Annotated in this window: 14 protein-coding genes; 5 read left to right on the plus strand and 9 right to left on the minus strand. The window is 36.6% G+C overall.

Annotated elements, in window-relative coordinates; translation table 11 throughout:
- Nucleotides 1-8: 8 nt before the first annotated feature.
- The 4 genes from QWY92_RS06885 to QWY92_RS06900 all read right to left on the minus strand — a co-directional run bounded on the left by QWY92_RS06885 (nt 9) and on the right by QWY92_RS06900 (nt 2,226).
- Nucleotides 9-383, minus strand: a complete 375-nt coding sequence (locus QWY92_RS06885; protein WP_290269651.1) for a cupredoxin domain-containing protein — start codon at nt 381-383, stop codon at nt 9-11.
- A gap of 70 nt (nt 384-453) precedes the next feature.
- Nucleotides 454-1,005, minus strand: a complete 552-nt coding sequence (locus tag QWY92_RS06890) for a carboxymuconolactone decarboxylase family protein (RefSeq protein WP_290269653.1) — start codon at nt 1,003-1,005, stop codon at nt 454-456.
- Nucleotides 1,006-1,136: 131 nt separating this feature from the next.
- The gene (locus QWY92_RS06895; RefSeq protein WP_290269655.1) at nt 1,137-1,292 is read right to left on the minus strand and encodes a hypothetical protein; all 156 of its coding nucleotides are present in this window, start codon (nt 1,290-1,292) and stop codon (nt 1,137-1,139) included.
- 91 nt (nt 1,293-1,383) lie between these two features.
- Nucleotides 1,384-2,226, minus strand: a complete 843-nt coding sequence (locus QWY92_RS06900) for a helix-turn-helix domain-containing protein (protein ID WP_290269657.1) — start codon at nt 2,224-2,226, stop codon at nt 1,384-1,386.
- A gap of 212 nt (nt 2,227-2,438) precedes the next feature.
- On the opposite strand from QWY92_RS06900, the gene rsmA reads away from it, so the two are divergent.
- Entirely contained in the window at nt 2,439-3,242 is an 804-nt protein-coding gene (gene rsmA, locus QWY92_RS06905; RefSeq protein WP_290269659.1) for a 16S rRNA (adenine(1518)-N(6)/adenine(1519)-N(6))-dimethyltransferase RsmA, read from the plus strand.
- Nucleotides 3,243-3,253: 11 nt separating this feature from the next.
- Complete coding sequence (mgtE, locus tag QWY92_RS06910) at nt 3,254-4,627, plus strand: magnesium transporter (protein ID WP_290269661.1); 1,374 nt, start codon at nt 3,254-3,256, stop codon at nt 4,625-4,627.
- Between the two features lie 25 nt (nt 4,628-4,652).
- Here the strand turns inward: mgtE and QWY92_RS06915 are convergent, their stop codons facing one another.
- The 3 genes from QWY92_RS06915 to amaB all read right to left on the minus strand — a co-directional run bounded on the left by QWY92_RS06915 (nt 4,653) and on the right by amaB (nt 8,916).
- On the minus strand, nt 4,653-5,843 hold the full coding sequence (locus QWY92_RS06915) for a DUF1501 domain-containing protein (RefSeq protein ID WP_290269663.1): 1,191 nt from the start codon (nt 5,841-5,843) through the stop codon (nt 4,653-4,655).
- A gap of 2 nt (nt 5,844-5,845) precedes the next feature.
- Nucleotides 5,846-7,225, minus strand: a complete 1,380-nt coding sequence (locus QWY92_RS06920; protein ID WP_290269665.1) for a DUF1800 domain-containing protein — start codon at nt 7,223-7,225, stop codon at nt 5,846-5,848.
- A 137-nt stretch (nt 7,226-7,362) separates the two neighbouring features.
- Nucleotides 7,363-8,916 (minus strand): L-piperidine-6-carboxylate dehydrogenase, encoded by a 1,554-nt coding sequence (amaB, locus tag QWY92_RS06925; RefSeq protein WP_290269667.1) that lies wholly within the window; start codon nt 8,914-8,916, stop codon nt 7,363-7,365.
- A gap of 268 nt (nt 8,917-9,184) precedes the next feature.
- On the opposite strand from amaB, the gene QWY92_RS06930 reads away from it, so the two are divergent.
- The gene (locus QWY92_RS06930; protein ID WP_290269670.1) at nt 9,185-14,755 is read left to right on the plus strand and encodes an alpha-2-macroglobulin family protein; all 5,571 of its coding nucleotides are present in this window, start codon (nt 9,185-9,187) and stop codon (nt 14,753-14,755) included.
- An 88-nt stretch (nt 14,756-14,843) separates the two neighbouring features.
- Here QWY92_RS06930 and QWY92_RS06935 read toward each other — a convergent pair whose 3' ends face one another.
- Nucleotides 14,844-16,676: a T9SS type B sorting domain-containing protein gene (locus QWY92_RS06935; RefSeq protein WP_290269671.1), complete on the minus strand. Its 1,833-nt coding sequence runs from the start codon at nt 16,674-16,676 to the stop codon at nt 14,844-14,846.
- Between the two features lie 124 nt (nt 16,677-16,800).
- Here QWY92_RS06935 and QWY92_RS06940 point away from each other — a divergent pair, with 124 nt between their 5' ends.
- Both QWY92_RS06940 and pbpC read left to right on the plus strand, forming a co-directional pair.
- Nucleotides 16,801-17,103 carry an antibiotic biosynthesis monooxygenase family protein gene (locus QWY92_RS06940; RefSeq protein WP_290269673.1) on the plus strand — a complete coding sequence of 101 codons (303 nt, stop codon included), beginning with the start codon at nt 16,801-16,803 and terminating at the stop codon, nt 17,101-17,103.
- A gap of 114 nt (nt 17,104-17,217) precedes the next feature.
- Entirely contained in the window at nt 17,218-19,533 is a 2,316-nt protein-coding gene (pbpC, locus tag QWY92_RS06945) for a penicillin-binding protein 1C (RefSeq protein ID WP_290269674.1), read from the plus strand.
- Nucleotides 19,534-19,538: 5 nt separating this feature from the next.
- Here pbpC and QWY92_RS06950 read toward each other — a convergent pair whose 3' ends face one another.
- Entirely contained in the window at nt 19,539-21,620 is a 2,082-nt protein-coding gene (locus QWY92_RS06950; protein ID WP_290269676.1) for a T9SS type B sorting domain-containing protein, read from the minus strand.

Genomic DNA, 21,620 nt, shown 5'->3' on the forward strand with positions numbered 1-21,620 from the left:
AAAATGTATTACTCAACAGTAAGTGTGTACTGTGGGGTTTTGTTTAGCGGGCAAAAATAAGTGTATTCGCCTTTTGCTAATTTGGTAACGTTACTTTTTTCGGTTTGACCTTCGCCAACAACTTTTGTAACATAGGCCGTTTTAATATGGTTTTCTGGGTTTGATGCATCTTTTCCTTTTTCAATTAATACAAAACCAACGTCTACTCCAGAATGGTTATTTGCGATTTCAAAAATGTACGAACCTTCGCTTATGGTAACGTGTTTTTGTGTAAAATCACCTTTTGTTTGTTCTAAAGAAACGGTTTTTACGGCTTGATCTTGGGCGTTAGAATTTAAAGAGAATGCTAAGGCTAATACTAAAATTGCAATTACTTTTTTCATTTTAAAATTGTTTTTACTTCACTTTCGTGAAAAATTGATATTAATTATGGTTTTAAATAAGGTGTTGAAATTATGCTACTACTGTTGTTGGTAATGGTTGTGCTACTGGAAAATCTACAGGAACTTGCGTAGTACTGTGTACGTAATTTGAGATGGTTTTATCGCCAACTAAAGCAATGGTATCTATTAAGTTTCCTTTGGTGTAACCTGCGTTAAAGTAGTTTTCTAATACATCAGCATTGGTTTTTCCACGATTTTCGGTAATGTTTTTAGCTAATTTTGCTAAAGCATCTAATTTGTTGTTTATAGTAGAAAAACCGCCTCTTAATTCTAAGATTTGTTCATCTGTAAAACCATTCATTTTTCCAATGGCTGTGTGGGCAGATAAACAGTAAATACAGTTGTTTACTTCGCTAACGGCTAAGTTTACTACTTCTTTTTCTTTTGCTGATAAAGATGTTTTTGCATTGGCAAAGTTTAAGTAGTTTTCTAAAGCGGTATCACTATGTGCGTAAGTGGCGTATAAATTGGGTACAAAACCTACTGCTTTTTCTAAGTTATCGAAAATGGCTTGGTTGTTTTCGCTTACTTCTGCTCTTGATAATATGTTAAATGTGCTCATAATTTTTAAATTTTATTGCTGTTATATTTTATTAAATGTCTTGGTACAAAGGTGCGACGCTTTTAAAAGTTACACCATGTAGGTTTTTCCTTTTTAGTTGTCAATTTTTCCCTTGGTGTGTTTTTGGGTTTTTAAAGTGAGATATACGGTTTCTCGGCATCGCAATAAAAATCGTGTAGACTGTTTTGCTCGCAATGTGTTTTTGGGCTAATCGTATTTAATACAGGTTTTCTGTTTCCTCTGAATATTTCAATTAAGTTGAAAATGGATATGTTTTTTGTGTTCATAACTTTGATGTTTTAATTGTACACTGCAAAGATGAAACATAAGGAAGGGCAATAACATATCTAGAATACCCGAAAGATTGTCAATTTTTCCCTAAACGGAAGTTTTGAGTTGTTTTTTGAAGTCTGAAGGTGAAAACGTGGTGTGTTTTTTGAATAATCGACTTAAATGTGAGGCATCTTCAAAGCCTACTTCATAAGCAATTTCTTTAGCTGTTTTATCGGTGTAGATTAATAAACGTTTTGCTTCTAAAATAATGCGTTCGTGAATAATTTGTAACGGACTCGTTTTAAGTTTGGCAAACGTGTTCGATAATGTTTTTGGAGATTTAAAAAGTTTATCGGCATAATAAGCTACACTATGCTCGGTTTTAAAATGCGTTTCTACCAATATATTGTATTCTCGTAATAATTCAATTTTTGTGTTTTTGGTGCTTTCAACAAAACCTTCTTTTGCTTTTAACAATCGGGTACTTATTATAATAAAGCGGGACATAAGCATTCTTAGCATTTCGGCTTGTATGGTGTCTTTGGTTTCAAATTCATCCTTAAAAACTTCATCTAAAATAGAGAACTTCCGTTCTTCATCGGCGTTAAGCCCAATAAGCGGCACATGCACATTTCCGAAGAATAATAAACCGGCACAACTAACTTCCTTATCATGATCTTTAATACAATAGAATTCTTGATTAAATTGGTAAACTACTAAGTTTTCGCCTTTAATAAATTGAACATATTGTACAGGCGTTAACACCAGTAAGCTACTAGGTTCAATGGTGTACGGAATGCTATCTACAACAATTTCAGCTTTCGTTTTGTGCGTTCTAATAAAGGTATATAAACCGGCTTGCATAGAGTTTTTGTATGGCTCTAAAAGCGATTCGTTGCCTATTTTTAAAATAGCATTAGTCGAAAACTCTGTAAATGTTTGCTGCATGTGGGGTTAGTCTTATCGATTAAGAAAACATTACATTTTTTGTAATGTAGCGCTGTGTGTAACACTAAATATATTAAAAACAACCAATTTATACTGCAAAAGGAACGAAATGCTATAGATTGCAGGCCTTTTAGTAGGTAATAGGCTTTCGGTTGCAGAATTGGAGATTAAGTTTCATATCTTCGTATGCGATATTAAATACTCCAAAATTCGTGGCACACAACCCAAAACAACATCAGGTAAGAGCAAAGAAACATTTAGGACAGCATTTTTTAAATGATGAAACGGTGGCAGAGAAAATTGCAGACACGTTAACCTTAAATAATTACAAAACAGTTTTGGAAATTGGTCCAGGTATGGGTGTGCTTACCAAGTATATTCTTAAAAAACCGGTAACTACTTATGTGGTAGAGATCGATACCGAATCGGTGGAATATTTGCAAGCCAATTACCTTAATTTGGCACCGCGAATTATAGAAGAGGATTTTTTAAAATTCGATTTAAATACGGTGCTTAACGGCGAACCATTCGCTATTATTGGGAATTTTCCTTATAATATTTCAACACAAATTGTTTTTAAAACGTTGGAAATGCGCGATCAAATTCCTGAGTTTTCAGGGATGTTTCAAAAGGAAGTTGCCGCCCGAATTTGTTCAAAGGAAGGCTCTAAGGTATACGGTATTATGTCGGTTTTGGTGCAAGCTTTTTACCATGCAGAATATTTGTTTACCGTACCGCCACATGTATTTAATCCGCCACCAAAAGTGGAATCTGGAGTGTTAAGGCTCACGCGTAAGGAGAATTATGATTTGCCTTGCGAGGAAAAAATGCTTTTTAAAGTGGTGAAAACTGCTTTTCAACAGCGTCGAAAAACACTTCGTAACAGTTTAAAAACATTCAATTTGTCCGATAATTTAAAAGCAAATAGTATATTTGGCAAGCGTCCAGAGCAATTAAGCGTCGAAGCTTTTATTGAGCTAACGCAAATGCTTGAAAACAACGTTGAAACCTCTTAAATTCTTTCCATTTGTCTGAAGAAAAAGAAAACATACAATTTCAGTTAACCAACGAACTCATTGGGCAAGTTGAGGAATTAATCGCTATTAAAAGTGATAAGGAACTCAAATCGCTTCTAGATGAATTTCACTATGCCGATATTGCTGAAATTCTAGATGAATTAAATCTAGAAGAAGCAGTGTATGTTATTAAACTTTTAGATTCTGAAACAACTTCCGATATTTTAATGGAACTTGATGAGGATAATCGTGAAAAAGTTTTAAGAAACCTTTCTGCTAAAGAAATTGCCGAAGAAATTGAAGAATTAGACACGGATGATGCTGCGGATATTATTGCAGAATTACCAGAGAAACGTCAGCAAGAAGTTATTTCTCAAATTGAAGATGAAGCCCATAAAGCTGAAATCACCGAACTTTTAGCTTACGATGAAGATACCGCTGGTGGACTCATGGCGAAGGAGTTGGTTAAGGTTTATGATACTTGGACGGTAGCGGGTTGTTTACGTAGAATTCGCGGTCAAGCCGAAGAAGTTACCCGTGTACACTCCGTTTATGTGGTAAATAAACAAGGAAAATTAGTGGGAAGGCTCTCGCTAAAAGACTTAATTGTTGCAAAAAGTGAAAAGAAAATTGCTGATATATACATCTCTAGTGTCGATTTTGTAAACGTACATGATGATGTTGAAGATGTGGCCAGAGTGATGGCGAAATACGATTTGGAAGCCATTCCGGTGGTGGACGAAAATCAAATCCTTTTAGGGCGTATTACTATTGATGATATTGTAGATGTTATTAAGGAGGAAGCTGAAAAAGATTATCAATTAGCAGCAGGTATCTCTCAAGATGTTGAGGCTGATGATAGTGTTTGGAAACTTACCAAAGCCCGCTTACCATGGTTATTAATTGGTATGTTTGGAGGGTTGGGAGCTGCTGGAATAATCGAGCAATTTAACGACCACATGGGAGCATTTGTGGTGCTTTTAAGTTTCGTGCCATTAATACAAGCAACTGCAGGAAATGTTGGGGTTCAATCTTCAGCAATTGTCGTACAAGGTTTAGCCAATAATAGCATAGGAGGTAATATTATAAAACGCTTACTAAAAGAAGCTTTGTTAGGACTTGTCAATGGTTTTGCTATAGCTTGTATAGGTTTACTCGTTACGCATTTTGTGTTCAATACATCTTATATGGTGTCTGTAACCATTAGTATTGCACTTGTAGCCGTGATACTTATGGCTGCATTAGTAGGTACATTTATTCCTATTTTTCTGGATAAACGAGGTATAGATCCTGCCGTAGCAACAGGTCCGTTTATAACTACGAGTAACGACTTGTTTGGTATTTTAATCTATTTTCTTATCGCGAAAATTATGCTTGGGTTTTAGTTTGTAAACGGAATTCTTATTCTATTTATACAAAATGCAATTGCTCAAACGATTTGTTAAGTACTTTTTCATCGTTTACTTCCAGCCATTGATTTAAAACCGTGGCATAAATGGTACGGAAATCAATTTCGAATTTTAAGTCGCCATTCGTGTCTAAATGACTTAAATCGGCCATGTTATTATATAAACCTTGCTTTTTAAGTTTTCCACCCATAACAAAAACATTATTTGCGGTACCGTGGTCTGTACCTACGCTGGCGTTTTGTTTTACACGACGACCAAATTCCGAAAAGGTTAAAATAAGGGTGTCATCAAACGTATTGTTGGTTTTTAAATCTTGGACAAAAGCGTCGATACTATTAGCGTAAATACCGAGTAATCGGTTTTGGCTATTTAATTGATTCACATGGGTGTCAAAGCCATTTAATGCGCTATAAAATACTTTGGTTTCTAATCCTGAATTAATAAACTGAGCCGTTGTTTTTAGTTGTTTTCCAAAAGCGTTATTCGGATATTCTATTTTAGATGAAGTTGTTTTACTAGTTTCAAAAATATATTTAGCAGATGATTCTGCCGAAATCATCGATTTGTATAAATAGCCCAAATTATGCTCACTTAAATGTGCATCGTTTTGATGTTTTATTACGTTTTTAAAATACGGGTCTTTCGATAAGTTGTAAAGTGTTTTAGCGTCCTGAGTAGCAATAGCGTTCATGGTTTCGCCTTTCATGGCAAGGGATAAACTGTCGTTGATTTCAATGGCGCTATGTGGGTTTTTGCCGTATTGATCGAGGTAACGCCCCAACCATCCGCTTTGCGAATATGTATCAGAATCGGTAGCGGTTTGCCAAATGTCCATCGATCTAAAATGCGACCGAATTGGGTTGGGGTAGCCCACATTATTTATAATGGTTAAATGCCCATCGTCATACAATTGTTTTAAAGGTTTTAAGCTTTTATGTAAACCAACTTCATCTGTTAATTTTATAACCTCATTTTTCTTAATACCTAAAGTGGGGCGGGCTTTATAATACAAGTCGTTTTGGTAAGGAATTACGGTGTTTAACCCGTCATTTCCACCCGAAAGTTGAATAATAACCAGGCGTTTATAACCTAATTGGCTTTGTGCTACTCGCTCGAAAGCTTTTACAAAACTAGGCACAAAAAACAAGCTACTGGCGAGCGACGATTGTTTTAAAAATTTTCTTCTGTCCATAATTAGCACATTTGATATTCGGGTAACGACATAAGTTGTATACCATATTCCTGTTTAGAAACTTTGTTTAGCGACTCTAAATACAAGCGTGCACTATCACTAATAGGGCAGGCTAATAAGTGGTTTTCTATATCGTTGAGGTCTATGTTGGCAAATGCTTTATCGAAAGCCTTCCAATTGGCTTCTGTTTTAAAACGTTTGCCATAAGCTTTTTTAAAGGCATCTTTTTTTTCTGAAATAGCCTCATCTGAAATCCCTATTTTACTCTTGGAAATATACGATTGATTTAAAATTAATGATGGCAATTTTAGCCGTAGCGTAATGGTATTGCTGTCTATCCAACTTCGTCCACCTTTCCACCCAGCAACGTTTGGCGGATTTAATAAAATTTGTCCCAATAACTTCTGAATATTAAATAACTGTCGAGGCGCTTTATATTTTATTGGCACCACTTGATTCATTCCAACCAATAATTCAATAGGGGATTTTATTTTCGTTCCTCTATTTTCATCATCATAAAACCAATCGGAAAGCATCATGTAGCGCATCAGGTTTTCGATGTTATAATCTTTATAAAATACATCGGTCATTTGGTTTACATGGGTTTCATTTATGGTGTCGTTAACAAAATAGCGGTATATTTTTTCTGAAATAAAATAAGCGCATTGTTTTTTTTCTAGAATGAAATCAATAATATCATCACCGTTAAAATTACCTGTTTTCTCGAAAAAAGTTTTATCGCTTTCATCGTGTGTTCGTTTTTTGAAAACAAATTCACCTTTCAAATTATGACTATAGCCTGTAAATGCTTTGGCGCTTTCCTTAATATCGTTTTCGGTGTAATGCCCAACACCTAAAGTGAACAATTCCATGAGTTCTCGAGCAAAATTCTCGTTCGGTTTTTGTTTCTTATTTTGTTTGGTGTTTAAGTATTTGGTCATGGCTGCTTCCTTGGAAATAGCTTTTACAAAATCTTTAAAATTACCTAAAGCATGTTCGCGTAATCGGTTATGGAAGTTTTGGGTGTATATGTAATTATTGTCTTCACATACAAAATGATTGGCCCAAAATAAGGTCATCTTTTCTCGAAGTAGAGCGTTGGAGTGTGATAGTCTATCAACCCAGGCCACGTTGAGTTCCTTGGTTTTTTCTCGGCTTAGCTTCTGAAATTTTTTAATGTTTTCTTTGAAATTATCCTGAGAGTCGTTTAGTAACTTGTCCATTTCCGAAGTATCAAGCCGCAAAGGTTTTATTTCTTTTGAAGATTCAATCAAGGCATTAACAACCGATTTTTTACTCTTTTTTGAAAGTGTTTCGAGTTGTTTAGGAAGAATGCCGAAACCTACGCGCCAATATAAATGCTGAACATGTTTGCTTTTCATTTGAAAGTGTATTAAAAATGAACTCTGGTGTTTCTTTAGACTTATTTTTTATCTAAAGGTTTAATTCCGTGTAAAATACAAAAAAAACCGTCTTAATAAATTAAAACGGTTTTTGGTATTATATATTGAGTATATTTCTATAAATCAAATTTAATCCCTTGTGCTAAAGGAAGTTCTGTAGTGTAGTTAATCGTGTTTGTTTGTCTGCGCATGTACACTTTCCAAGCATCGCTGCCCGATTCTCGGCCGCCGCCCGTATCTTTTTCGCCGCCAAAAGCACCGCCAATTTCTGCGCCCGATGTACCAATATTTACGTTTGCAATACCGCAATCAGAACCTTGAACGGATAAAAAATGTTCGGCTTCACGCAAATTATTCGTCATTATAGCTGATGATAAACCTTGAGCCACTTGATTTTGGATTTCAATGGCATTTTCAACGCCTCCACTGTATTTCAAAAGGTATAAAACAGGAGCAAAAGTTTCATGTTGTATAATTTCAAAATCGGGTTTTCCTTCGGCAATAGCTGGTTTTACATAGCATCCGCTTTCGTAACCTTCACCTTCAAGTACGGCGCCTGCAACTATAATTTTTCCGCCTGCTTCAACTACTTTATCCAAAGCATTTTTATACATATTTACGGCATCGGTATCAATTAATGGTCCAACGTGGTTGTTTTCATCTAAAGGATTTCCAATACGGAGTTGTTTGTAAGCGTCTACAATAGCTGTTTTTACCGTGTCATATACAGACTCGTGAATAATTAAGCGCCTAGTTGATGTACAACGTTGTCCACAAGTGCCTACAGCACCGAAAACAGCTCCAATAACCGTCATTTTTATGTCGGCATCAGGGGTAACAATAATAGCGTTATTGCCGCCAAGTTCTAATAAACTTTTGCCTAACCGTCCTGCAACTTCTTGGGCTACAATTTTCCCCATTCGAGTAGATCCTGTTGCTGAAATTAATGGAATACGAGTGTCTTTCGTCATAAATTCACCCACTTTATAATCGCCATTAATTAAGGAAGAAATACCTTCGGGTAAGTTGTTTTCGGCAAATACTTCCGCAGCAATATTCTGGCAAGCAATACCGCAAAGTGGTGTTTTTTCACTGGGTTTCCAAATACAAACGTCACCACAAATCCAAGCTAAAGCGGTATTCCAAGCCCAAACCGCCACGGGGAAATTAAATGCGGAAATAATACCAACCACACCAAGCGGATGGTATTGCTCGTACATGCGGTGTCCGGGGCGTTCGGAGTGCATGGTTAGTCCGTGAAGTTGGCGCGATAAACCCACGGCAAAATCGCAGATATCTATCATTTCTTGTACTTCTCCCAAGCCTTCTTGGTAGCTTTTTCCCATTTCGTATGATACCAATTTGCCTAAAGCTTCTTTTTTTTCTCTTAGTTTATCTCCAAACTGACGTACAATTTCTCCACGCTGCGGTGCGGGAAGTGTTCTCCAGGTTTTAAAGGCGCTCGTTGCTTTTTCCATAACGACATCAAAATCGGCTTTGGTTGTTGCTTTTACTTGTCCAATTAATTGACCATCTACAGGGGAAAAACTGTCGATAAGATCTCCGTTGGAAAATTTTTGACTTCCGGTTGATGTGCCTTCATTTATAGAATTAACGCCTAAAACTTTAAGCGCCTTGTGTATACCGAATTGATTGGCTATAGTTTGCATGGATTGTGAATTTGTGGGTTTTGTGTTGTTTTCTTACGAATATAATAATAAAAAACCTTTTTTACTGAAATTACTCTTTTAAATATAAGGTTGTTTAAAGTGTTTTTTACAAGATTGAATGAGCTATACTGTTTAAAAATCTTTAACTTTGTGATGAAATTAACAAAGCCTAAAAAACTAATTCTCAGTAATTGAACGTAATTTTATTAAGATTGCCTTGTGTCTTTTTTTTCATAAAACCGTTCGTTTTTATTTAACCTCATAGTTTATGTCTTTTAAAAAGCTATTCATTTTTGTTACGCTTATTGCGTTAGTTGTTTCTTGTAAAAAAGAAGTTGTGGAAACTGATAATATTTTCAAATTCCGCGATTATATCAGTTACACCACTTCGGGGCGTGTTTCGGTAGCAAAACCCATTCAAATTAATTTAACCAATCCGGTTGAAGGTTGGGAAATGGGGCAAGAAATAACCGATAATATCGTGAGTATAAAACCTCATGCACAAGGTAAATTAACCGTTGGGAATAACCATACGCTGTTGTTTACGCCCGACGAACCTTTGGCCGCTGATACTGAATATGCTGTAACCGTTAAATTGGGCGAAATTTATAAAAATATACCAGCAGATTATACAAATTACACCTTTCAGTTTAAAACCATTACGCCAAATTTCAATATAGAAACGCAGTATTTACAATCGTATAGCAAAAATTGGCAATACCTGGAAGGCGTTATAAAATCGGCAGATATTATTTCAATTACAGATGCTAAAAACTTAGTTGAAGCATCGCAAAGCGGAAAAAAACTAAACCTAGTTTTTAATGAAGCCAGCAAAACGGCAAAATATTTCGAATTTAAAATTGATAGTATTCATCGAAATATTGAAGATGATAAAATTTTAATAACATGGAATGGGAAACCAATAAACGCATCTAGCGAGGGAGAGAATTCCGTAAACATTCCGGGTATTAATAATTTCAGTATTGTTGATGTTGATGTGGTGCAATCGCCAGAACAATATTTGGCAATCAATTTTTCCGATCCTTTAAAAAAACAACAAAATTTTGATGGATTAGTCACTATTCAGAATGGGAAAAACCCAAAATATATAGTCGATGGACATGTTTTAAAAGTATATCCAGAGAGTAAATTGGTGGGGAATATTCAGGTTGATATTTTTCAAGGTATTAAAAACACAGACGATTTTAAACTTAAAAAACCGTTTTCAGAAACCATAGCTTTTGAAGATATTAAACCACAAGCTCGACTTATTGGAAATGGTACTATTTTGCCTAATTCAGAAGCTTTGAAATTTAATTTTGAAGCCGTAAACTTGAGCGCTGTTGATGTACGCGTGATCAAAATTTTTGAGGACAATGTACTTCAATTTCTTCAAGACAATAACTTGAATTCGGACAATCAATACGAAATAAAAAAAGTAGGGCGTCGCATTGCAAAACAGACTATTCAGCTTCAATCTTCCGAAGAAAATACAGGGAAATGGAAAGCGTATAGTATCGATTTATCTCAGTTTTTTAAAGCCGATCCGGGAGCTATTTATCGTGTAGAGGTGAGTTATACTAAAAGTTATTCTTTATACGATTGTGAAGCTAATGCGGGAACATCAAACACTCAAGACGATGGTTATGATGATTACTATGACGATGAATATTATGAAGGTGATTTAGCTGAAATAGATTCGGAAGATGAAGATTTACGTGAGGAAGCCTATTGGGATAATTTAACTTACCGTTATAAAGATTACAGTTATAATTGGCGTGAAGAAGAGAATCCTTGCCATGATGCCTATTATGGCGAACGCAGAATAGTATCGCAAAATATATTGGCTTCTAATTTGGGGGTTATTGTAAAGCAGGGCGCGAATAATTCGTATTATTTCGCAGTTTCAAACATTTTAAACACCAACCCAGAGCCGAATACTAGAGTGGCACTTTATAATTTTCAGCAACAAGAATTGAGCAGTGGTATCACAGATAGTGAAGGTTTAACTTTGATTGATTCTGATAAAAAAGCAGCTTTTGCTATTGTTTCTAAAGGAAAAAACACCACTTATGTGAGGCTGCACGATGGTAATTCCTTGTCATTAAGTAAATTCGATGTTTCAGGAAATCGTTTGCAACGCGGACTTAAAGGCTATATTTATGGCGAACGTGGTGTTTGGCGTCCGGGTGATACGTTGCATTTAACTTTTATGTTGAATGATAAGGCTAATAAATTACCAAGCGGGCACCCTGTGAAAATGGAAATTACCGATCCGAACGGAAAATTAGTGTATAAAAAAGTAACTACAGATGAATTAAACAATGTGTTTAAATTTACTGTACCAACGTCTCAAGAAGATAAAACTGGCGATTATAACGCGAAAGTTTCGGTTGGTGGCGCTACGTTTTATAAAAGTTTATCTATTGAAACTGTAAAACCAAATCGTTTAAAAATTAAGGTAGATTTTGAAAATGAAATCCTGACAAACAATACGCCTTTAAAGGGTATGTTGGATGTGAAATGGCTGCATGGTGCACCCGGGAAAAACTTAAAGGCTGAAATTAAAGCGAAATTTAGCACAGCGCATACGGCTTTTGAAAATTTTAAGCAATATACTTTTAACGATCCTACGCGTGTTTTTCAAACCGAAGAAGCTATTGTTTTTGATGGAAAAGTTAATGAAGAAGGTTTAGCTGAAATTAACAACAAATTGGCTGTTGGTAAAAATGCGCCTGGTATGTTGAATGTACAATTTTTAGTGCGTGCTTTTGAAAACGGAGGCGATTTTTCGATGGATGCGTTTACTAAACAATACGCGCCTTACGAATCTTTTGTGGGGTTGCGTTCACCGGAAGGTAATGCTTACGGTTCGTTTTTTACAGATGAAAATCAAACTTTTGATGTGGTTGTGGTCGATGCCAATGGCAAGCCTTTAAAACGCAATAATTTAGAGGTTAAAGTCTATAAAGTAGAATGGCGTTGGTGGTGGAATTCGTCTTATGATGATTTATCGAGCTACGTGTCTACTAGTTATCACCGTCCGTATTTTGATTCAAAAGTAAATACCGATGCCAATGGAAAAGGGACTTTTAAATTGATTATTCCTGATGATGCTCGCGGACGATACTTGATTAGAATTACCGACCCAGTTAGTGGTCATGCCACAGGAAGAACGGCTTATTTCTATAAAAATTGGTGGCAAAAATCGCCTTCGAGTGATAAAGAAGCAGCAAAAATGTTGGTGTTTTCTGCCGATAAAGAAAAATATAATGTTGGCGAAATAGCCAAAATCACCTTTGCTTCAGGTAGCGAAGGACGTGCGTTGGTAAGTATTGAAAATGGGACTGAAGTTTTAGATTATCGCTGGGTGAAAACCGAAAAGGGAGAAACCGTTGTTGATGTGCCTGTAACTCCAGAAATGGCGCCTAATGTGTTTGTGAATATTTCACTTTTACAACCGCATGCTATTTCTGAAAACGATTTACCTATTCGTTTGTATGGCGTTATTCCAATGCTTGTGGAAGATCCATTGACAAAGCTAGAGCCTCAATTGAGTATGCCTGATGCGCTGCGTCCAGAACAAAATTTCGAAATTAAAGTTTCAGAAAAAAATAAAAAAGCGATGACTTACACGATTGCTGTGGTGGAAGAAGGTTTACTTGATTTAACACGTTTTAAAACGCCAAATGCATGGAATGAGTTTTACAAACGTGAAGCTTTGGGTGTAAAAACTTGGGATATTTATGATGATGTTATTGGAGCTTATTCAGGGAGTATCGATCAGGTTTTTGCAATTGGTGGCGATGGCAGTGCAGCTGGTGGAAAAAATAAAAAAGCCAACCGTTTTAAACCTGTAGTCACTTATTTGGGGCCTTTCAGTTTAGCTGCTGGACAACAAAAAACGCATAATGTTAAACTACCGAATTATATTGGAGCTGTGCGTGCCATGGTGGTTGCTGGAAACAATGCCGATGAAGCTTATGGTAGCACGGATAAATCGGTTCAAGTTAAAAAGCCTTTAATGGTTTTGGCTACGCTTCCGCGGAAATTGAGTCCTGGAGAAAAAGTAACGCTTCCGGTAACGGTTTTTGCTATGGAATCTAAAGTAAAACAGGTTGATATTAGTTTGAAATTAAGCAACGGAATTTCGGTTGTTGGTGCTCAAAAAAAGACTTTAAGTTTTGCGAGGCCTGACGAACAAATGACGTATTTTGAATTAGACGTCAGTAAAGCAAAAGGCATCAATACTGTTGAAGTTATAGCTACAGGAAATGGTGAAAAATCGACTTATAAAGTAGAACTTGATGTTGTGAATCCAAATCCAATCACCTCAAAAACTATTGATAAAACGTTAGAAGCTAATGCAAATGAAACCATTGCGTTTTCAACCTTTGGAGTAACAGGGACAAATTTGGCAACGGTAGAGTTTTCAACTTTACCTCCGATGGATTTTTCACGTCGTTTACAATATTTAATTCAGTATCCTCATGGTTGTGTAGAGCAGACTACATCTGGCGTGTTTCCGCAGTTGTTTTTATCTGATATTTTCGATTTAACATTTGAAAAGAAAAAGGAGATTCAAACAAATATTGAAAATGGTATTAAACGTTTAGGGCATTTTCAAAGACCAAGTGGTGGCTTAAGTTATTGGATTGGTGAACATAGTGCTGATGATTGGGGTACCACATACGCTGGACATTTTATGATGGAAGCCGAAAAGAAAGGCTTTGTATTACCGCTTAGTTTTAAAAGTAATTGGATAAAATATCAAACACAATCGGCTCGAGATTGGCGACCAAGTTATCGCAGTTATAATTCCGATTTGGCACAGGCTTATCGTTTATACACGTTGGCATTGGCGGGAAGTCCCGATTTGTCAAGTATGAATCGTTTACGTGAATTTAGCGAGATTTCTAACGAGGCTAAATGGCGTTTAGCAGCGGCGTATGCTTTAGCGGGGCAGAAAGAAGCGAGTATGGCTATTTCACAATCGGCTAACATTAATTTTAAATCGTCGAATTCAAATGCGTACACTTATGGTTCGCCAGATAGAAACCGTGCCATGGCCTTAGAAACTATGGTGTTGACTAAAAATTCTAAAATGCGAGAGCTTGCCGAAACTATTGCTAAAGATTTATCGAGTACGCGTTGGATGAGTACGCAAACCAGTGCGTATAGTTTGCTTGCTATGGCAAAAATGGTAAATGCTAACGGCGGAAAATCACTAGATTTAAGTTATACTATTAATGGAAAACAAGAAACGATTTCTTCGGAAAGCGCCATTGCACAGCGTGAATTAAAAGTTAATGATGGTGAAAACACCTTAACGTTTATCAACCAAAAGGATAATTTGGTTTATGTACGCGTTTTAAATTCGGGAAAATTGCCGTTGGGTAATGAGTTTGCTGAACAACGTGGCTTGAGTGTTTCGGTGGTTTATAAAGATTTATCAGGAAATAAAATATCAATATCTAAATTACAACAAGGTCAAGATTTTGTGGCGACTGTAACAGTAAGTAATTTAAAAGATAGCGAAGTTAATAATGTGGCTTTAACGCAAATTTTTCCATCGGGATGGGAAATTGTAAACACACGTTTTACTGCTTTTGGTAGTAGTACAACGGGTCAGGCACGATTTACAGATATTCGTGACGACCGTGTAAATTTCTATTTCGATTTACCGGAAAAAGGAAAACATAGCACCAAAACATTTAATGTGATGCTTAATGCATCGTATTTAGGATCGTATTATTTATATGGCATTCAGGCAGAAGCCATGTACGATAACGACTTTTTAGTGCGAACTAAAGGCCAATGGGTGACGGTAGAAAAGTAACTTTTCAGCCTATAAAAAGCTAGAAAAAAATACCTGTTTAGGTTTAAAATTAAATAGGTCTTTTTTTGTATAATGATGACTATCTTTTTTAATGCTTTAATGTAAAATGGCCGTTAGTTTTTTGGCCGTTAATGATGATGCTATACCAATAATCACCAGATTCTAGAGGGTTTCCAGAAAGGGTGCCGTCCCATGAAAAAGGTTCGTTTTTAGAGTACTTTATAAGTTTACCATATCGATTAAAGATAGAAACTTCGCTGTTTTCATAGAGTTCAATTCCTTTTAAATCAAAAGTGTCATTAAAACCGTCGTTATTAGGTGTGAAATATTTAGGGATATAAAAATGAATAAAGGTTTTTGTTACTAGTGTGTTACAGCTTTGTTCTTTTGCGTAAATGGTGTAAAGTCCGCCTTCGATGTTAGTAAAAGTTTGGTTGGGGTTATAGATGTTTCCGTTAATAGAAAATATAAAATTTCCGGTGTTGGCTGTGGTAATTACGATGTTATTTCCATCCGAAATTACCTGTTCAAATATGGGTAAATCTTTCCGCGAAAGCGTTATGGTTTTAGTTACGGAGCAGGTTTGGTTAGAGACTTCTACGGTGTATGTTCCTGCTTGATTTACGGTAATAAATTCGGTGGTTTCACCTGTGCTCCAAAGGTAGGTTGCGGTTGTGATATTAGTATCGGCATGAAGATCTATGGTTTCGTTTTCGCAAAACTCTAAAGTTTCGTCTTCAATTTGAGGGATGTTGTAAAAAACAATCTCGATGGGCGTTCTAGAGTTCGAGATGCAACCGCCAATTATTGTTTCTGATTCAGCATAATAGGTGCCTGAAACGGTTGGTGTGTAGCTGTTGCTATTGGTTTTTAGTAAGTTGCCGTTAGTTGGCGCATCGAACCAGTTTATAGTGGAGCTAGAGGGCGCATTTGCGGTTATTGGTGCGTTGCTGTTTTCGCAAACAAAAACATCGCCGTTACTCGTTGGCGCATTAGGCTGGGGGATAACTTGAATTTCGAATATTTCCGAGGTGGTATTACAGGAGTTATTGGATAAATTAATAGCATCTTCGGCTACTTTCGCACGGTAAAAGGTGTTGGTGTTTACTGGTGGAGTGTTGTATGTTTTATTGTTTTCTCCAAGAATATCGGTCCAATTTACGCCATCGTTACTTTGTTGCCATTGGTAAAAGTGTGTTGCGAAAATGGTGAAATCGGGTATAACCGTTAGTGTGGTAGAAAAAGGAAGCTGATTTTCGCAAACCGCAATTTGAGTTTCGTTTGTAGGGGTTTCAATAAAAATGCTATCACCACAGGTTTTAAAAACAATATCGTCTATAGCTAAGTCGTTTCCGCAGCCGCCAACACCGTTATTCAGCATTTTTAAAATTACTGAAGTTTGCCCCGGTTCCGTTTGAAAAACAAGTGCATATTGTTCCCAATTAGGGGTTAATGTACTATTAATATTGCCGGTGTCACCACTTGCTAAAAGTTGCGTATTGGTATTGTCCCATATTTCAAACTTTACATTTATGGGAATCCCAGAACCACAAGACGAATGGTTGGAAGGTAATAAATTTATCATCCATGAAGAAAACTCGTAAGTGGTGTTTTCACATAAACCACTAATGGCTGTTTGGTAAAATTCACCCGGAGTAAAATCGGCATTAACTATAAGGCTTCGGCCATTGACGTCCCCAACAGTATGATCTTGAATGTCGTGCCAGCCGAATCCATTGGTTCGGTTAGATACCGTGTAAAATCCGTCGTTTGGTTGTCCGTTGGCATAGGTATATGTTGTTGTTCCGAAGGGAAGTGGTGTGTTTGTTGTTCCGGTGCCAAAAGTTTCCGTAAATATAGGGGTGCCCGAATGTCCGGTACAAAAGCCGAGTTGCGCATGTGTTTTTATGGCAAATATCAAGCTAAATAGGATGAGGGATTTTTTGATAATGCTTGGTTTTTTTTAGTTGGAATACTATGCAAAATACGTCGAATAACTATATTAGTGAAATATTAAAGTAAATTTCAAAAGAAAGAATCTAAAAATGAGAGAATTACCTTATTATGCTGTCATTTTTACATCGACACAAAAGGATGATATTGCAGGCTACGATGCCATGGCTTTAAAAATGGAAGCTTTAGTGAAAACACAAAGCGGATTTTTAGGTATGGAAAGTGCTCGGGACGAGGTAGGTATTACCGTGAGTTATTGGGAAAACTTAGATGCCATAAAAAAATGGAAACAGGAAAGTGCCCATTTGGAAGCGCAACATAAGGGCCGAGAGCATTGGTACAGTTGGTATAATGTGAAAGTGTGTAAAGTAGAGCGGGAGTACGATTTTAGTTAATATTCCGATGTTAGATATTACTTCATTAATTTAAGTGAAACGCCATCTAAACCCACCTATTTAGAGTATATAATTTAAGTGAAAGTCATTCTCAAACATATAAAAAAACATAAGGTGAAATCGGCAATTCTGGCATTCTTGCTAGTGGCCTATTGTTTTTGTTTGCCAAATCCCCTTTTTAAAGATGCTACGGCTACGGTAATTACCGATGCGCAAGGGCATTTATTAGGCGGGCAAATAGCAAACGATGGACAATGGCGCTTTCCGTATAGCGATAGTATTCCTAATAAGTTTGAAACTTGTATTATTCAGTTTGAAGACGCTTATTTCTATAAACACCCAGGGTTTAATCCTATTTCTATTTTTAAAGCTTTAAAAGAAAATTTGCAAGCCAATGGTATTAAACGCGGCGGAAGCACTATTACACAACAAGTTATTCGCTTAGCACGTAAGGGGCAAAAAAGAACTTATTTCGAGAAAATTATAGAGATTATTATGGCTACACGTCTGGAGTTTTCGGCTTCCAAGCGTAAAATTTTAACCTATTATGCCAGTAATGCCCCTTTCGGGGGAAATGTTGTAGGGCTCGATGCCGCATCTTGGCGTTATTTTAACCGGAATGCTAGTCAGCTTTCATGGGCAGAAAGTGCTACGTTGGCTGTGTTACCTAATGCCCCTAGTTTAATTTATCCAGGGAAAAACCAAAAACGTTTACTGGAAAAACGCAATAGGTTATTGAGCAAGTTGCTAGAAAATAGTAAAATTGATAGTTTAACTTATCGATTAGCGGTTGCTGAAGGTTTGCCACAAAAACCATATCCGTTACCACAAAGCGCTCCGCATTTGTTGCAGAAAGTAGCAAAAACGAATCAAGGTAAGCGTATGCAAACCACGATAGATGCGAAACTTCAAAAACGCGTAAATTATATTGTAAATACACATTACAACCAGTTAAAACAAAATGAAATTTACAACGCTGCTGTTTTGGTTTTAGATGTAAAAACGCGCCAAGTTTTAGCGTATGTAGGTAATACGCCAACCGATAAAGCGCATCAAAAAGATGTAGATATTATTGATAAACCACGAAGTACTGGTAGTATTTTAAAGCCTTTTCTATATGCAGCCATGTTAGATGCCGGCGATTTATTACCTAATACTTTAGTGGCCGATGTACCAACAAAATATGGGAGTTACACACCTGAAAACTATAATAAAACCTTTGATGGCGTTGTACCTGCAAGTTTGGCCTTGTCTCGCTCTTTAAATGTACCATCGGTGCGCATGCTGCAGGCTTTTGGTTTAGATCGGTTTCATCATTATTTAAAAATGTTGAGGTTGAAAGATTTAAAGTATAATGCCAACCACTATGGTTTATCTTTAATTTTAGGTGGTGCCGAAAGCAACTTGTGGGATTTATGTAAAAGTTATGCAGCCTTATCTTCAACCTTAAATCATTATTCTGATAATTCGAGTACTTATTTTTCTAATGAATTTTGCGAGCCTACTTTTTTTGCTTCAGAAAAGGTAAACTTCGGAAAAATAACACCGGATAAAACAATTTTTAATGCAGCTTCGGTGTATTTAACCTACCAAAGTTTAAAGGAAGTCAATCGTCCTGAAAGTGATGAAAGTTGGGAGTTTTTTGACGATTCCAAACAAATTGCATGGAAAACCGGAACGAGTTTTGGGTTTCGAGATGCTTGGGCTATTGGAAGTACCAAAGGTTATGTTGTAGGCGTTTGGGTAGGAAATGCTGATGGCGAAGGACGTCCGGGTTTGGTTGGTGTGCAAACGGCAGCACCTATTTTGTTTGATGTTTTTGATGTCTTACCAAATAGCGATTGGTTTGCTCAACCTTTCGATGCCATGCAAGAAGTGTCTATTTGCAAGCAAAGTGGGCATCGAGCATCACCAAATTGCGACGATGTAACGGAAGCCTTTATTCAAGTTTCAGGTTTAAAAACAAAGCCGTGTCCGTATCATGTTTTAATTCATTTAGATAAAAACGAAAACTTACAAGTAAACACGTCTTGTGAAGATGTCGGCAATATCCGGCATCAATCATGGTTTGTCCTACCGCCGTTAATGGCACATTATTATAAAAGTAAAAATCCTTTTTATAAAGCATTACCAAAATTTAGAGCTGATTGTTTGGGGGAGAATAGCGTGTCTATGGATTTTGTTTATCCGGAAGAAGACAATAGTGTGTTTTTACCAAAGGATTTTGATGGTGAAACCAATGCGTTAATTCTTAAAATAGCACATTCCAAACCAGAAAGCACTTTGTTTTGGTATGTGGACGAGTTGTTTGTTGGGAGCACAAAAATGATTCACGAAATGGCGATAATCCCAATAGCAGGCAAGCATATTATTACTGTGGTAGATGAATTTGGGAATACTGCTACCCGGAAAATTGAGGTGGATTTATAGTTTTTTTAACGTTTTAATGTAAAGTGTCCGGTAAGTTTTTGCCCATCAATAATAATTACATACCAATAATCACCGGTAGATAATTGGTTGTTTTTATAAGTCCCGTCCCATTCAAAAGCACTGTTTTTAGCGAATTTTAATAATTTTCCATAGCGATCGAAAATAGAAACTTCCGATGCGCTGTACTGTTCGATACCGGATAGATTGAAGCTATCATTAATTCCATCGTTATTCGGTGTGAAAAACTTCGGAATATAAAAATGAAGAAACTGTTGTGTAACAATATCTGAACAATTCTGAGATTTTACGTAAATCGTGTAAAGTCCGCCATCAACATTATAAAAATAAGAATTTGGTTGAAAAATATTCCCATCAATGGAATACAGAAAGTTACCCATGTTTAAGGTTGAAATAACAATATCATTTCCATGAGATGTTACAGTCTCAATAAGTGGCGTTTCTGCGGTTGAAATATTAAAAATTCGGGTTTCATAATCGCAAATATTTCCGGTTATTTCAACAGAAAAACGACCTGAAGAATCAATAGTTATCGTTTCAGTTGTTTCACCGGTATTCCATAAATAGGAGGCATTTGCAATACTTGTTTCGGGCTCCAAAATCAACGTTTGAAATTCACATAATTCAATATCATTCTCAAAAATAAATCCGGGTTGATCTCCAAAAATATCCCATGAACATGTCGTTGTGTTAAAAGTCGTACTTTGCCAGCACTCTAAAGTTGGTTGAATGGGTTGTGTTCCTGTAACGTCCCAAGCGCATGTTGTAGTATTAAATGCGGCAGTTTCATAACAAGCTGTTGTTGGAGCCATGGCTTGGCTTCCCGTTATATCCCAAGAACAGGTTGCTGTATTAAAAGTGGCGTTTTGCCAGCACTCTAAAGTTGGTTGAATGGGTTGTGTTCCTGTAACGTCCCAAGCGCATGTTGTAGTATTAAATGCGGCAGTTTCATAACAAGCTGTTGTTGGAGCCATGGCTTGGCTTCCCGTTATATCCCAAGAACAGGTTGCTGTATTAAAAGTGGCGTTTTGCCAACACTCTAAAGTTGGTTGAATGGGTTGCGTTCCTGTAACATCCCAAGCGCATGTTGAAGTATTAAATGTGGCAGTTTCATAACAAGCTGTTGTTGGAGCTATGGCTTGACTTCCCGTTATATCCCAAGAACAGGTTGCTGTATTAAAAGTGGCATTTTGCCAACACTCTAAAGTTGGTTGGATAGGTTGTGTTCCGGTGATATCCCAATCACATGTTGTACTATTTAATGTTGCTGTTTGCCAGCATGAAAGTGTTGGAGTAGGTGGTAAAATAGCAACTTCAGCTTTATATTCTGTTGAAAATGAAACACATTGAGGATTACTTAAATTAATAGCTACTTGTGCAATTTTAGTTCTATAATAACTGGTTGCTGAAATGGATACGGGAAGTGAAGCATTTGTTTCACTAGTGATATCATTCCAAATAACACCATCATAACTGATTTGCCATTGGTAAAAATGAGTACTGTAAACAGAAAAATCAGGAGTGGCTGTTAATGTGGTATTATAAGGTGTTTCTGTGCTACATAAACTCACTGCGTTACTGTTTGATGGTTCTGTGGTTGTTACGTAATCTCCGCAAGATTTAAATTCAATATCATCTATGGCTAAATCGTTGCCACAACCGCCAACACCATTATTTATCATTTTTAATATAACGGTATTTTGAGAAGCAAGCGTTTCAAAAACTAAACCATATTTCTCCCAATTTGGGTTAGATGTTTCTGCTATATTACCGGTAACACCTCTGGCTAATAGGTTAGCGTCAGTGGCATCCCATATTTCAAAACTTACATTAATGGGTATGGTACCTCCGGGTTGTGTTGCGCAAAAGCTATTAGCTTTAACTAAATTTATTAGCCAGGCCGAAAACTCATATGTCGTATTCTCACAAAGGCCAGTTATAGTCGTTTTGTAAAATTCGCCTGGGTCTGTGGCTGCATTCACAATTAAACACTTGCCGTTAGTATCAAAACTTGTGTGGTCTTCTATTTGATGCCAATCAAAACCATTTCCTATAGTACCATTTCCCAC

This window comes from Algibacter miyuki, from assembly GCF_030409805.1.
Taxonomy (GTDB): domain Bacteria; phylum Bacteroidota; class Bacteroidia; order Flavobacteriales; family Flavobacteriaceae; genus Algibacter; species Algibacter miyuki.